This window comes from Arthrobacter sp. ZGTC131, assembly GCF_002929275.1.
Classification (GTDB): Bacteria; Actinomycetota; Actinomycetes; order Actinomycetales; family Micrococcaceae; genus Arthrobacter.
In genome coordinates this window covers 114,386-127,145 of the sequence record NZ_PJIK01000011.1, presented here as the reverse complement: position 1 = coordinate 127,145, position 12,760 = coordinate 114,386, and the positions used below count along the sequence as shown (strand labels likewise).

Sequence of the window (12,760 nt, the reverse complement as noted above, 5' to 3'; positions counted from 1 at the left end):
ATCTGTGAAAATGGGGAAATGAGCTCCCAGCCTCCCACTTCGAAGCCTCAAGCGCCCGACCACAGCCCGCAGGCTTTCCACCACAGCTCACACCACCACAGCGCTCAGGGCCAGAGCCTCGAAGGCGCGCTCCAGCAGGCCGGCTTCTACCCCCGGCTGGTGGCGGACGTCGTCGACGACGCCCTGGACGGCCGGGACTGCGTGGCCCACCTGGTCCACTTGGAAACGCACTTCGACCGCGCCGAGGTCCGGCGGCATATCACCGTGCTGGTCCTCACCGACGACATGCTGGTGATCACCCACGTGGACGACCAGCAGCTGGATGAGGCGGGCGAACAGATCGTGGCGCAGATTTCCACGGAGTCGGTGCCCGTCACCCAGATCCGTTCGGTGGTGCTCAGCTACATGTACTCGCAGCCGCAGAACTACAAGCCGTCCGATCCGGTCCGCGAAGTGACCCTTTCCATCGCATGGTCCGGCGGGCAGCGGCTGGACATGGGGCCGGCAAGTTGCGGAGATCCGCAGTGCGAGGCCGACCACGGGTACAGCGGAACCATCGCCCAGGAGGACATCGTCCTGCGCATCAGCGCCGAGGCGGACGGACTGCAGGCAGTCCAGGATGCCAAGCTGTTTGCCCGTGCCCTCCGTGCCGTGAACACCGCCTCCGCCGCCCCGGTGCAGCACGGGCTGCCCACACCCCAGCCACGTCCCCGAATGGGCGTCTTCTCGAACCGCCTGAGCCGCGGGCACCAGCGCTGAGATGGGGCCGGAACACGAATCGTCCTTTTCCGCCCCGTCAACGCTTCGCCAGGAGCCGTCCGGGTCCTCGCAACAGGCCGGGCCCGAACTGCCTGCCGCCCCGGCCTATGGACGGCGCTCCGTCGCGGAAGTACTGACCAGCGCAGCGGCGAGCCTCGGGCTGGACGGGTTCGAGAATGCGCTGGCGCTGCCGCCGGCCAAACGCATCTGCGTGGTTCTCGCCGACGGTCTGGGCCGCAGCCTGCTCAAGCAGAAGTCCGCGCATACGCCGTTCCTCCGCGCGATCATGCAGCAGGGGCAGGGTGCAGTCCCCGTATGGCTGGATTCGGCGTTCCCCTCCACCACGGCGGCGTCCCTTGCCAGCCTCGGCACCGGGCTCGCCCCCGGCCAGCACGGACTGGTGGGGTACGACGTCCTGGATCCTGCGCAGGACAAGGTGGTTAACATGCTGGGCAACTGGGATACCGGCGTGGACCCGCTGGTATGGCAGCCCTTCCCCACGGTCTTCGAACGCGCGGCCCAGCAGGTTGACGTCGCCACCGTCAGCCTTCCCCAGTTCGGCAGTTCGCCCATGACCCTCGCGGCGCTGCGTGGCGGAAGGTTCATTTCAGGGACCACCTCGCACGCCCGGACCGGCGCCGCCGCGGAAGCGATGGCGGGGACGGATTCCTGCCTCATGTACTTCTACCTGAACGACCTCGACAAGGCCGGCCACCGCCACGGCTCCCAGTCACCGGAGTGGGAACACCAGCTGGAAGAGCTGGATGCCACCGTCAAACGTTTGGACGCCACCCTCCCGACCGGGGCCACCGTGCTGGTCACTGCCGACCACGGCATGCTGGACGTCGCAGAGGCGCAGCGCATCGACTATTCCGCCGAACCCCCGCTGGTGGCCGGGGTCCGCCACACGGCAGGCGAGCCGCGGATGGTCCACCTGTACCTCGAAGATGATGCCGACGGGAACGCACGGCAGCGTCTCCTTGCCGCCTGGCGCGGACGGTTCGGCGACCGGATCTGGGCCTTTACCCGGGAAGAAGCCCTGGCTGCCGGACTCTTCGGCCCGGTCCGGCCGGAAGTTGTGGGGCGCGTGGGCGACGTGATGATCGCCGCCCGCGATGCCGTGGCGTTTTACGACACCCGCCGCGTGCGGCCGACCGCCCTCGAGGTGGTGGGCCAGCACGGCTCCCTTACCAAGGCGGAACGGGAAGTGCCGCTGCTCTGCTTCCAGGCGACGGGGAAGCCCGCCGGCCGGAGGGGAGCCCGTGGCTGAACTCGTCTTTTTCTCGGGCACCATGGACTGCGGAAAATCAACCCTGGCGCTCCAGATGGACTACAACCACCGCGCCCGCGGACGCGGCGGGGTGCGGTTCAGCCGCAACGACCGCGCCGGCGGATTCCGTATTTCCAGCCGCCTCGGGCTGGAGACGGACGCCGTCGAGGTGGTGGACACGACCGATTTCTGGGACGAAGTGGTGCTCCGCCGCACCCGGGGGATCCGCGTTGACTATCTCATCTGCGACGAAGCCCAGTTCTATTCGCCGGCCCAGGTGGAGCAGCTTGCGCGGGTAGTCGACGAGATCGACGTCGACGTCTTTGCCTTTGGCATCACCGCAGACTTCCGCACGCGCCTCTTTCCCGGCTCGCAGAGGCTGATTGAACTGGCGGACCGCGTCCAGGTCCTCCAGGTGGAAGCCCTGTGCTGGTGCGGACGCCGCGCCACGCACAACGCCCGGACAGTGGACGGCGTCATGGTCATGGAGGGCGCGCAGGTGGTGGTGGGCGACGTCGACATGGCAGGCGATGCGGCGTCCACGGAGGCCGGCCACATGCCGGTCGTGGGCTACGAAACGCTGTGCCGGCGCCACTTCATGCGCCGCGTCACCGCCCACGGCGCCAACATCATGGCCCAGCAGGACCAGCTGCTGCCGTTCGAGGTTGACGCGTGCCTCTGGCACGGAGCCGGCGACAGGACCGCGGCCGGAGACGCCTGAGCTGACTCCGGACCTTCTGGGTCAGGGCTCAGTCGCCCCTGGTGCCGAAGACGATTTCGTCCCAGCTGGGAACGCTGGAGCGCTTCGGCCTCGACGGCTGGCGTTCAGGTTCATCCCGATCCTGATCCGGGCGGGGTGTGGCGCCCTGGCCCGGCTCTGTCCGGTTGCCTTCCAACCGGCGGCGGGGAGCCCCGCGGCCCAGCAACTCATCCAGCCCGGCGTTGGCGGCGGCCGGCCGTTGCGGCCCTTCGGCTGGACGGTCCGCCGCTGCGTCGTCGGCAACACGAGTTGCAGGGTCCGACGGAGAAGCTGTGGAGTTGTCCCTATCCGTGGTGCTGACCGGGCGCAGCCGGGACGGCACAATGGTGATTTCCCGCGTGTCCGTGCTGACGCCGTCGTGAAGCTTCAGGGAATCGTCGTCGGCATCCTGGTGCTGGGGTGCGAGGCTGAGACGGGACAGCATCGAAGGCCGGGCGTCGCGCCTGCGGCCCGGCTGGCCGAACTGGGCGGCCGGGGCATCGGACAGATCGGCTTCGGCGGATTCCGGTGCCTCGTCTTCGGGCTCCGCGCTGGTGTCGACGCCGGCAGGCACTTCCGAGGGCCTCGGATGGGCCGCAGGGACTCCGTTGGTCAGCAGCAGGGCAAGGGCGTCATCGCCGTCCTCATCCACACCGATCCGCTGGCCCCGCCGGGAGCGCAGCATGTCCAGAAGACCGTCGGCCTCCTTCTGGTGCTCCGCACCGGTGCGGGCCGCGGCCTCGGCGTCGGTTTCAAAATCAAAGGGCCGGTCAGAAACTGCGGAGAGCCGCCGGGCGGGCACCGGCCCGTCCAGGGGTTCCAGTTCGCTGAGCTGCTGCGCCCAGCGGTTGGCGTTTTGCAGGGACTTGCGTGCGGGGTTAAATGTCCACATGGCAGGGGGTTCTTCGCCGATGCTGGCGTGGCCGCCCGGCGCAACCTCAAACCTGGCCACCACCGTCCAGGTGCCGTCGGGCCGGCGCCAGGAATCCCACTCGAGCGAGGACCCTGCAATGCCGTGGGCCGTGAGCCTGTGGGCCACCATGTCGGCCAGAGTCGCGGGGTTGTCACCGAACGCTGACCGGTAGATGTCATGCCCCGGGGCCGGCGAAGCGACTTCCACCTTGCGGGCCTGCTGGGCAACGTATTCGCGCTCGGCCAGGACCGGGCCCTCGTACCGTTCAACTTTTTCGAGCGGCATGCCCGAGGCTGCCGCCACCTCCGCAGCTGTGGAGCCGCTGCGGATCCTGGCCTGGATGTCGCGGGGAGACATGGCCACGATGCTGGCCGCCGATGTCCGTAGAGAGGGCCGGCTGGCAGCCATACGTAATGCTTCGTTGATCGGCAACTGGAACATTTCGCCGCCGGTGCCGCTTAACAGGAGATGCACCCCGTCGTCGTGGACGCCTACAAGCCGTAGATCCTGCATACAATCCTCCACCCTGGCATTACTATCAATCGAAACTCTGCCACCCAAGGTGGTCTTTTCGGGTTAGGACAGAGGGCGCGCCGCGAAATTCCGGGACTTTCGGTGCTGCAGGGCCAAAGCGCTGCAGGTCTTTGGCCCGACTCTGGCTTTTCCTTGCGGGTTAGGGAAAAATGTGCCCGTGATAGGGCACAAAATGACGAGGTCCGGTGTTGTGCAGGGTGAATTAATCAGATGAATTAATCAAGCGAGTCGACGGAGCGTGAACAGCAGACCATGGCGACAGATTACGATGCGCCGAGGAAAACCGAAGAGGACCTCAATGAGGATTCCATTGAGGAGCTGAAAACGCGCCGCGCCGATAAACCGACGGCAGTCGTCGAAGAGGACGAAGCCGACCTCGCCGAGGGATATGAATTGCCCGGCGCGGACCTGTCGGGCGAGGAACTGCTGGTCCGCGTCATGCCGGCCCAGGCTGATGAGTTCACCTGTTCTTCATGCTTCCTGGTCCGGCACCGCTCGCAGATCGCGCGCGAAAAGGACGGCCTTTTTTACTGCAAAGACTGCGAAGGCTAGCCCTTATACGGCCCGCCTTCCCGGCCGCCTACTTTCCGGTCAGCGCCGCGACGAGCTCGTCCGGGCGGCGCGTGGAAGTCAGCCAGTACGGAGTGGGGTCCGAGGGATCGGTGATTTCGATGCGCACCACCGGATCGATCCAGCCGCGGATGCACAGGTACGCCAGGCCGTTCAGGCGTGTCCCGCGTTCCGCCGTCGCCTCGCTGCCGCGGTAGGCATCTGCCTGTCCCGTGAGGCTGCGCTCAATACTTGCCCGGCCCACCTGCAGCCGTCCCGCCGTCACGGTCACGGCAGGCGTGGACAGAATCAGCAGGACCGCCTCGATGGCGAAAAGCACGCCGGCAGCCGTGAGGCCGGCCGCCAGGCTGATGGGGGCAAAAACCAGGATGCCCGCACCGGCGATGCCCGCCGCGACCAGCCAGATCCAGACGCCGGGCCACAGCTTTTCGCTGAACAGAACGGTTTCATCGGGGGAGGACTGGTGGTGGGCAGGCACGGCTGCGCTTGAATCGGGCATGCACCCAGCTTTCCACCTTTGCCGTCCCATTTCATCCCGCCCGGACGGGGCGCCGCCGGCCCCGGGTTCGGTAGGAGCAAGCACCGCGCGGGCGATAGAGTGAGGGACTGTGACTGACGAAATAACGCCTATTACGCCACCGCCGCACGTAGCGGCACCCGCCGCCCCGGCAGAGCCCGCTCCGGCAGGGTTCGGAGCACCGACAGTGCAGGTTCAACTGAAAATGCTCGACGCCGGCCTGGAAGCGCCGTCCTACGCCCACCCCGGTGACGCCGGAGCCGATTTGCGCGCACGCGAGGACGTCGTGCTGGAGCCTGGCGAACGGCGGCTTGTGCCGACCGGCGTCTCCATTGCCCTTCCGCACGGCTTTGTGGCCCTCATCCACCCGCGCTCGGGCCTCGCCACGAAACACGGGCTGACGGTGGTTAACGCACCGGGAACCGTCGACGCAGGCTACCGCGGCGAAATCGCCGTGACGTTGCTGAACACCGACCGGGACCAGGCCATAGAACTGCGCCGCGGCGATAGAATTGCACAGATGGTCATCCAGCGCGTGGAGCATGCGCAGTTCGTCGCCGTGGGGGAGTTGAACGACTCCGTTCGCGGTGCCGGAGGCTTCGGCTCCACGGGCGGCTTCGCCGTTCCGGGCGCCTAGCTTCACCGGACACCCCGAGCGTTCCGTGAGGGCGAAGCCTCCCGCGACGCCGCGGCGGTCAGCAAGACATGACGCGGCGCCTGCGGGGCCTGCGCGGCAAGATCACAACTAAGGAGACAACCCATGGTTTTTGGGCGTGGCAGAAAAGCCAAGAAGCACGAGGCGGCGGAGCCTGAGGACGTCGAGACGGACATCGCGGCTGATGCAGCTGACGACGCCGCCGACGGCCGCAGCGCCTCCGGTCCCTTCGACGCCTCCGAGATCAGCAGCCGGGACGGCTACGTGGATCTCGGTGCCCTCCTCATCGCACCGCGTGATGGTCTCCAGCTGAGGCTTGAGGTCGAGGAGGCAACGCAGCGGGTCGTGGCAGTGACCATGGACCTGGACGGATCCAGCCTGCAGCTGCAGGCCTTCGCTGCGCCGCGCTCGGAGGGACTCTGGGAGGAAATCCGCGAACAGATCGGCCAGTCCGTGGGCAGCCAGGGCGGTCAGGTCGAGGAAATCACCGGCGACTTCGGCCCGGAGCTGGTGGCCAAGCTGCCGGCCGGATCGGCCGACGGCAGCCAGGGCTACCGCGTTGCCCGGTTCATCGGCGTCGACGGTCCCCGCTGGTTCCTCCGCGGGGTCTTCGGAGGCGAAGCGGCGCTTGACCGCGCTGCGGCGGCCGGCCTGGAGGAGCTTTTCCGGAAAATCGTCGTGATCCGCGGCGACAACCCCATGCCTCCCCGTGACCTTCTGCAGCTGCGGCTCCCCAAGGACGCCACCGGATCGGTGCCGCCCGGCGCCCCGGAGTTCCAGCAGCCCGAACGCGGTCCGGAGATCACCCAGATTGGTTGATGCCAGCCATCCCGTGGGCGAGGCAGTGCCCATCAGCGGCCTGCCGGAGCGGGGGCGCGTCGTGTGCCAGGGCTTCATTGAATCGGTGACCTATGCGCCCGCAACGCACGTGGCGGCGTTCACCGCCATCGTTACGGACCACGACCGTCCGGCGCCCGTGCGACGCAACCGCCTCCGCGTCATCTGGCTGGGGCGCCGCCGGATTCCGGGCATCGATGCCGGCACCGAGCTTCGCCTGGAAGGCATGCTGACGGTGCGCGACGGATTGCCCACCATCTTCAACCCCCGTTACGAAATACTGTCCCACCAGGAGAACCAATGACTTTGCCTGAGAATCCGGACCGGGGAACGGGACGGCAGGAGCCAGGCTCGGCGCCGGAGGGTCCCGGCATTGCCGGGCTGGCCGAAGGCTACGCGTCCAAGGCCGGGCTGCACCGCACCCATGACGGTCAGATCGACGTCCTCAAGAGTGCCGGGGGGTACCAGGGCATTGCGGAGAGCATCCTGCCGGGCCTGCTCTTCCTTATTACTTTCACCGCGACAGGCGCGTTGACGCCGTCGCTCATTGCAGCCCTCGGCACTGCCGCCGTGTTTACCGTGGTCCGGCTCGTGCAGCGCCGCCCCCTGACGCAGGCCCTGGCCGGCGTCGTCGGAGTCGGCATCTCCGCGTGGTTCGCCAACAGCACCGGCAAGGCCGAGGACTTCTACCTGCCCGGATTCCTTGCCAACGCCGCCTACATCACTGCCATGGTCATCTCGATTGCCGTCAAGTGGCCCGTCGCCGGGCTGCTGTTCGGTTTTATCCGGAACGAGGGCCTGGAATGGCGCCGGAACCCTGACCGTGTCCGCGCCTACCGGCTCGGCACGTGGATCATCGTCGGAGTGCTTGCCCTGCGCCTGCTGGTTCAGGTGCCGCTCTACCTGATGGGGCCGGACGGCCTGGCGGCGCTGGCAACCACAAGGCTCATCATGGGCGCTCCGCTGTACATCCTGGGCGTGTGGCTGGCCTGGCTGGTCACCCGGCCCGCACCGGCCGCCGTGGTTCAGCCCTCGAAGCCGTCATCCTCCGGCGACTGATCCAGCCGCGTCTGCTGGACGCCGGCCGGCAGCTGCGCCGCAGCGGCCTCGCCGGCTGACTCTTCGGCGGAACCTCGCCCTTCGCTGGAGCCGGGGGAGAGGAGCTCCCGCAGCTGGTCCTCGGCGGCGATGGTGGTGACGAAGAACAGCTCGTCGCCGCCATCGATGACGTCGTCCCGGCTGGGCGTTATCGGGGCCTGGTCCCTCAGGATGGCCACGAGTGTCGAGTCCTCGGGCCAGTCGATGTCGCCCACTGTCAGCCCGATCGCGTGGGAGTCATGGGGCACCGTGAACTCAACGAGGGACGACACCCCGGTCTGCAGCGTCAGCAGGCGCACGAGGTCTCCGATTTCAACGGCTTCCTCCACCAGCGCCGTCATGAGCTGCGGCGTGTTGACGGCAACGTCGACGCCCCACGAGTCATTGAACATCCAGTCGTTCTTGGGGTTGTTGACCCGGCCAACGGTGCGCCCGACCCCGAACTCGGTCTTGGCAAGCAACGAGACGACGAGATTGACTTTGTCATCGCCCGTTGCCGATACGACTACATCGGCGTCGTCGAGCTTCGCGTCCTGCAGGGTGCTGAGCTCGCAGGCGTCACCGACCAGCCAGTGCGCACCGCGCAGCCCGCTCCGGCCAATGACCTCCGGTTTGAGATCGATCAGCAGAATCTCGTGCTTGTGGGCAAGCAGCTCACGGGCGATCGAGGAGCCGACGCTTCCGGCCCCGACGATGACGACTTTCACTTAAGACTCCTTGGCGGGTGCTTTGGCCAGAACATGGGCCACTTCGGCGCTGCGGTCCACACGAAGCATGGCGTGGATGGTGTCGCCTTCCTGGTACGAGGTGCCGGGAGTGGGAAGGACGCCTTCGCCGAACCGGGTCAGGTAGGCGATCCGGATGTCGGCTGCCTTCTCGATCGAGGACACGGCATGGCCGATCCAGGCGGGATCCAGTTCGAGTTCGGCCAGCACCAGGCGGCCGGACGGCTCCCGGAAGTCACCGGCGAGGTGCTGCTCCGGCAGGATGCGCCGAAGGACCTGGTCGGCGCTCCAGCGCACGGCCGCGACTGTGGGAATGCCCAGGCGCTGGTAGATCTCCGCACGGCCGGGATCGTAGATTCTGGCAACAACATGGGGTACATGGAACGTCTCGCGGGCCACGCGGGTGGCCAGGATGTTGGAATTGTCGCCGCTGGAAACCGCGGCGAACGCGTACGCGTCGGCGACCCCGGCCTGCTTGAGCGTGTCCCGGTCAAAGCCGACGCCGGTCACTTTCCGGCCGGTGAAGCCGGAACGGAGCCGACGGAAGGCGCGGTCATCCTGGTCGATGATGGCCACTGAATGGCCCGCATCCTCGAGCGTGTGCGCCAGCGTTGCTCCCACGCGTCCACATCCCATGATCACGAAGTGCGCCACACTGTCTCCTCATACTTCTCGCCGACTGCTCGGTACGACTCTACCGCCGGAATCCTGCCATGACATCGCGTCCGAATCAGACTAACTTTGTGTGGTGCTGACAATTCTGAATGCCGTGAAGCGGGTCCTGGTGGGGCGGCCGTTCCGGAACGACCGGCTGGCCCATACGCTCCTGCCGAAGCGGATCGCGCTGCCCGTCTTCGCCTCGGACGCTTTGTCCTCCGTGGCCTATGCTCCGGACGAGATCCTGCTCACGTTGGCCCTGGCAGGCGTCAGCGCTGTGGCGTTCTCCCCGCTCGTGGGACTGGCCGTCATGGTGGTCCTGCTGACGGTCGTGGCCTCCTACCGGCAGAACGTCCACGCCTACCCTTCCGGTGGCGGCGACTACGAGATCGCGAACGTGAACCTGGGGAAGTACGCCGGGCTGACCGTGGCATCCGCGCTGCTCGTGGACTACGTGCTGACCGTCGCCGTGTCGATGTCGTCGGCCGCGACCTACCTCACCACCGCGGTTCCGTCGCTCCACGGACAGCAGGCCATGATGGCCACCATCGGCGTGATCATCCTGGCCCTGGTGAACCTGCGCGGCGTCAGGGAGGCCGGCAGCCTGTTCGCTGTGCCCACGTATATCTTCATGGCATCCATCCTGGGCATGACGGCTGTCGGAGTCTTCCAGGCGGTCACCGGCCAACTGGGCGAGGCGCCGTCGGCGGCCTTCGAGATCGTGCCGGCGGAAGGCTTCGACGAGGGCCTGGTGGGACTGGCCGGTGCCTTCCTTCTGCTCCGGGCGTTCTCTTCCGGCGCCGCCGCGTTGACCGGTATCGAGGCCATCAGCAACGGCGTGCCGAACTTCCGGAAACCCAAGAGCAAGAACGCAGCCACCACGCTGCTGCTGCTCGGCGTGATCGCCTCGTCCATGCTGGCCGGCATCATCTACCTGGCCAACGCCACCAAGGTGCACATCGTCCTGGACCCGGCCAAAGAGTTCCTCCTGAACGGCCGGCCGCTGCCGGAAGATTACATCCAGAGTCCGGCCATCAGCCAGATCGCCCAGACCATCTTCGGCCCGGGTAGCATCTTCTTCTTTATCGTGGTCGCCGCCACCGGGGTGATCCTGGTGTTCGCCTCCAACACGGCCTTCAACGGCTTCCCGGTCCTCGGCTCCATCCTGGCCCAGGACGGCTACCTGCCGCGCCAGCTGCGCACCCGCGGTGACCGGCTGGCCTTCAGCAATGGCGTTCTTGCGCTGGCGGCCGGGGCCCTGGTGCTGATCATCGCCTTCAACGCCGACGTCACCAAGCTCATCCAGCTCTACATTGTGGGTGTCTTCATTTCGTTCACGGTTAGCCAGCTCGGCATGGTCCGGCACTGGGGCCGGGAGCTGAAGCTGGCCAAGGACAAGGCGGTGCGCCGCCGGATGTTCAAGTCCCGCACCATCAACATGATCGGCTTCGGCATGACCTCGTTGGTGCTGGTAATCGTGCTCATCACCAAGTTCGAGCAGGGCGCCTGGATCGCCCTGCTGGCGATGCTCGTGCTGTTTCTCATCATGTGGAGCATCCACGCCCACTACGACAATGTGGCCAAGGAACTGGCCGTGGACGAGGACTCCTCGCCCCGCGCGCTCCCCACCCGAGTCCACGCCGTGCTGCTCGTGTCTCACGTCCGGAAGCCCGTCCTCCGGGCCCTTGCCTACGCGCGCGCCTCACGCCCGTCCCGGCTGGACGCGATCACCGTGGACATCAACGCCGAGGAAACAGCGCACACTCTGGCCGACTGGGACAAACTTGAGATCCCCGTCCCGCTGACCGTGCTCGCCAGCCCGTACCGCGAGACGGTCACCCCCATCATGGATTACGTCAAGAACATGCGCCGGGACTCTCCCCGGGACCTCATTGTGGTCTACATCCCGGAATACGTGGTGGGCAAGTGGTGGGAACAGCTGGTCCACAACCAGACGGCGCTGCGCATCAAGACCCGGCTCCACTTTGAACCAGGCGTCATGGTTGCCAGTGTTCCCTGGCAGCTCAAATCATCCGAAGAAGCAAAGAAACTGCAGGACATCCAATGAGCATGCCGGACACCAAGACCAACTCCATCGGCGCCGAACTGGTGGTGGAAATCGGCTCCGTGGCCCACGGCGGGCACTGCGTGGCGCGGCACGAAGGCCGAGTGATCTTCGTCCGTCACGGCATACCCGGGGAGCGTGCCCGGATCCGGCTCACCGATGCGGGGGAGTCAGCCAAATTCTGGCGGGCCGATGTGGTGGACGTCCTGGAACCGTCGCCGGACCGTGTGCCGCACTTCTGGCGTGTGGCAGATTCGGTCAGTTCCTGGGAGCACGGGCACCCGCCCGTCGGCGGTGCCGAACTGGGCCACGTGTCCCCGTCCCGCCAGCGAAGCCTGAAAGGCGAAGTGCTTGCCGAACAGCTCAAGCGGCTCGCCGGCGTCGAACTTTCCACCGAAGTGGAAGCAGTGGGCGCCGCTAGCGCCGCAGACGCGGAGATCCACGACGGCGGCACCGGCCTTGCGTGGCGCACCCGCGCTAGTTTTGCGGTGACCGCCGGCGGCAAGCTGGGCATGCACGCCCACCGTTCGGACCAGGTCATTCCGGTGCGGGAGATGCCGCTTGCGGTTGACGGGGTGAACGCCCTGCGCCTGTGGGAGATTGACCTGCAGGGCATCGAGCGCGTGGAAGTGGCGGCGCCGGCCAACGGCTCGCGGCCGCTGGTGCTCCTCGCGCCCGTGCCCGGGACGCGCGCCAAGCGGCTCAGCACCATCCTCGCCCAGCTTCCCGCCGATGTTTCCGTGGCCAGCTACGACCCCCTCAAGGATGAGACTCTGCAGCTGCGCGGCCGCACCTGGGTCCAGGAGTCCGCTGCCGGCCACGATTACCGGGTCACGGGTGCCGGCTTCTGGCAGATCCACCGCGACGCCCCGGAAACCCTGGTGGGCGCAGTGACCGGATTCCTGCACGACGGCGGTTTCCTGGAGCCCGGAGCGGCGGTCGCCGATCTCTACGCCGGGGCTGGACTGTTCACGGCACCGCTCGCCGACGCCGTCGGTGTGACCGGTACCGTGCTGTCGGTGGAAGGCGCCCCCGGAACCAGCCGGGACGCCCGGAAAAACCTGCACGGTGCCCCGCAGGTCGAAATCGTGCAGGGCCGCGTGGAACGCGTGCTGCGCCAGAACCCGCGCAGCTTTGACGCCCTCCTGCTGGATCCGCCGCGTGCCGGTGCGGGCAAGGCAGTGGTAGGCCAGCTGATGGCCGCAAATCCCCGTGCCATCGCCTACGTGTCCTGCGACCCCGCATCGTTTGCCCGTGACGTCGGGTACTTCCAGCAGGGCGGGTGGTCTCTCTCGGCGCTCCGGGCGTTCGACCTGTACCCGCACACGCACCATTTGGAGACGGTGGCACTGCTGACTCCCCGCGGCTGATGTGACTAGGATGGGCCTAGTAGTCCCACGTCGCGCGCCGAATTCTCGGCT

Annotated in this window: 14 protein-coding genes; 10 read left to right on the top strand and 4 right to left on the bottom strand. The window is 67.1% G+C overall.

Features of this window, described 5'->3' with window-relative positions:
- Positions 1-18: 18 nt before the first annotated feature.
- From CXQ90_RS14845 to CXQ90_RS14835, 3 genes are read left to right on the top strand one after another with little or no spacing between them, the layout of a single operon-like run.
- Entirely contained in the window at positions 19-759 is a 741-nt protein-coding gene (locus tag CXQ90_RS14845; protein ID WP_104140148.1) for a DUF5998 family protein, read from the top strand.
- A gap of 1 nt (position 760) precedes the next feature.
- Positions 761-2,029, top strand: coding sequence for an alkaline phosphatase family protein (locus CXQ90_RS14840; RefSeq protein ID WP_104140147.1), 1,269 nt, complete (start codon positions 761-763; stop codon positions 2,027-2,029).
- The gene (locus CXQ90_RS14835) at positions 2,022-2,750 is read left to right on the top strand and encodes a thymidine kinase (RefSeq protein WP_104140146.1); all 729 of its coding nucleotides are present in this window, start codon (positions 2,022-2,024) and stop codon (positions 2,748-2,750) included. Before CXQ90_RS14840 ends, CXQ90_RS14835 begins: the two co-directional genes overlap by 8 nt.
- 28 nt (positions 2,751-2,778) lie before the next feature.
- On the opposite strand, the gene sepH is transcribed toward CXQ90_RS14835, so the two are convergent.
- Positions 2,779-4,194, bottom strand: a complete 1,416-nt coding sequence (sepH, locus tag CXQ90_RS14830) for a septation protein SepH (protein ID WP_104140145.1) — start codon at positions 4,192-4,194, stop codon at positions 2,779-2,781.
- A gap of 273 nt (positions 4,195-4,467) precedes the next feature.
- On the opposite strand from sepH, the gene CXQ90_RS14825 reads away from it, so the two are divergent.
- Positions 4,468-4,767, top strand: a complete 300-nt coding sequence (locus tag CXQ90_RS14825) for a DUF4193 domain-containing protein (protein ID WP_104140144.1) — start codon at positions 4,468-4,470, stop codon at positions 4,765-4,767.
- A 28-nt stretch (positions 4,768-4,795) separates the two neighbouring features.
- Here CXQ90_RS14825 and CXQ90_RS14820 read toward each other — a convergent pair whose 3' ends face one another.
- Positions 4,796-5,284 carry a DUF3093 domain-containing protein gene (locus tag CXQ90_RS14820; RefSeq protein WP_104140143.1) on the bottom strand — a complete coding sequence of 163 codons (489 nt, stop codon included), beginning with the start codon at positions 5,282-5,284 and terminating at the stop codon, positions 4,796-4,798.
- Between the two features lie 130 nt (positions 5,285-5,414).
- Between CXQ90_RS14820 and dut the strand changes: the two genes are divergently transcribed.
- The 4 genes from dut (at position 5,415) to CXQ90_RS14800 (ending at position 7,853) form a co-directional block, all read left to right on the top strand.
- Positions 5,415-5,939 carry a dUTP diphosphatase gene (gene dut / locus CXQ90_RS14815; RefSeq protein WP_104140180.1) on the top strand — a complete coding sequence of 175 codons (525 nt, stop codon included), beginning with the start codon at positions 5,415-5,417 and terminating at the stop codon, positions 5,937-5,939.
- Between the two features lie 123 nt (positions 5,940-6,062).
- Positions 6,063-6,776, top strand: coding sequence for a DUF3710 domain-containing protein (locus tag CXQ90_RS14810; protein WP_104140142.1), 714 nt, complete (start codon positions 6,063-6,065; stop codon positions 6,774-6,776).
- Positions 6,769-7,098, top strand: coding sequence for an OB-fold nucleic acid binding domain-containing protein (locus CXQ90_RS14805; protein ID WP_104140141.1), 330 nt, complete (start codon positions 6,769-6,771; stop codon positions 7,096-7,098). Before CXQ90_RS14810 ends, CXQ90_RS14805 begins: the two co-directional genes overlap by 8 nt.
- A complete protein-coding gene (locus CXQ90_RS14800; protein ID WP_104140140.1) occupies positions 7,095-7,853 on the top strand; it encodes a DUF3159 domain-containing protein in 759 nt (252 codons plus the stop codon). Before CXQ90_RS14805 ends, CXQ90_RS14800 begins: the two co-directional genes overlap by 4 nt.
- On the opposite strand, the gene CXQ90_RS14795 is transcribed toward CXQ90_RS14800, so the two are convergent.
- Together CXQ90_RS14795 and CXQ90_RS14790 are read right to left on the bottom strand one after the other, a co-directional pair.
- Positions 7,820-8,599: a TrkA family potassium uptake protein gene (locus tag CXQ90_RS14795; RefSeq protein WP_104140139.1), complete on the bottom strand. Its 780-nt coding sequence runs from the start codon at positions 8,597-8,599 to the stop codon at positions 7,820-7,822. The two genes, CXQ90_RS14800 and CXQ90_RS14795, sit on opposite strands and share 34 nt — an antisense overlap.
- Entirely contained in the window at positions 8,600-9,271 is a 672-nt protein-coding gene (locus tag CXQ90_RS14790) for a TrkA family potassium uptake protein (protein ID WP_104140138.1), read from the bottom strand.
- Between the two features lie 94 nt (positions 9,272-9,365).
- Between CXQ90_RS14790 and CXQ90_RS14785 the strand changes: the two genes are divergently transcribed.
- Together CXQ90_RS14785 and CXQ90_RS14780 are read left to right on the top strand one after the other, a co-directional pair.
- Positions 9,366-11,342: an APC family permease gene (locus tag CXQ90_RS14785; protein WP_181038577.1), complete on the top strand. Its 1,977-nt coding sequence runs from the start codon at positions 9,366-9,368 to the stop codon at positions 11,340-11,342.
- The gene (locus CXQ90_RS14780) at positions 11,339-12,709 is read left to right on the top strand and encodes a class I SAM-dependent RNA methyltransferase (RefSeq protein ID WP_146068907.1); all 1,371 of its coding nucleotides are present in this window, start codon (positions 11,339-11,341) and stop codon (positions 12,707-12,709) included. Before CXQ90_RS14785 ends, CXQ90_RS14780 begins: the two co-directional genes overlap by 4 nt.
- The last annotated feature ends 51 nt before the right edge of the window (positions 12,710-12,760 follow it).

Excerpts from the sequence above, each read along its gene's own strand:
- CXQ90_RS14845 (WP_104140148.1), top strand. The coding sequence starts at position 19 with ATGAGCTCCCAGCCTCCCACTTCGAAGCCTCAAGCGCCCGACCACAGC.
- CXQ90_RS14840 (WP_104140147.1), top strand. The coding sequence starts at position 761 with ATGGGGCCGGAACACGAATCGTCCTTTTCCGCCCCGTCAACGCTTCGC.
- sepH (WP_104140145.1), bottom strand. The coding sequence starts at position 4,194 with ATGCAGGATCTACGGCTTGTAGGCGTCCACGACGACGGGGTGCATCTC.
- CXQ90_RS14825 (WP_104140144.1), top strand. The coding sequence starts at position 4,468 with ATGGCGACAGATTACGATGCGCCGAGGAAAACCGAAGAGGACCTCAAT.
- CXQ90_RS14820 (WP_104140143.1), bottom strand. The coding sequence starts at position 5,284 with ATGCCCGATTCAAGCGCAGCCGTGCCTGCCCACCACCAGTCCTCCCCC.
- CXQ90_RS14810 (WP_104140142.1), top strand. The coding sequence starts at position 6,063 with ATGGTTTTTGGGCGTGGCAGAAAAGCCAAGAAGCACGAGGCGGCGGAG.
- CXQ90_RS14800 (WP_104140140.1), top strand. The coding sequence starts at position 7,095 with ATGACTTTGCCTGAGAATCCGGACCGGGGAACGGGACGGCAGGAGCCA.
- CXQ90_RS14780 (WP_146068907.1), top strand. The coding sequence starts at position 11,339 with ATGAGCATGCCGGACACCAAGACCAACTCCATCGGCGCCGAACTGGTG.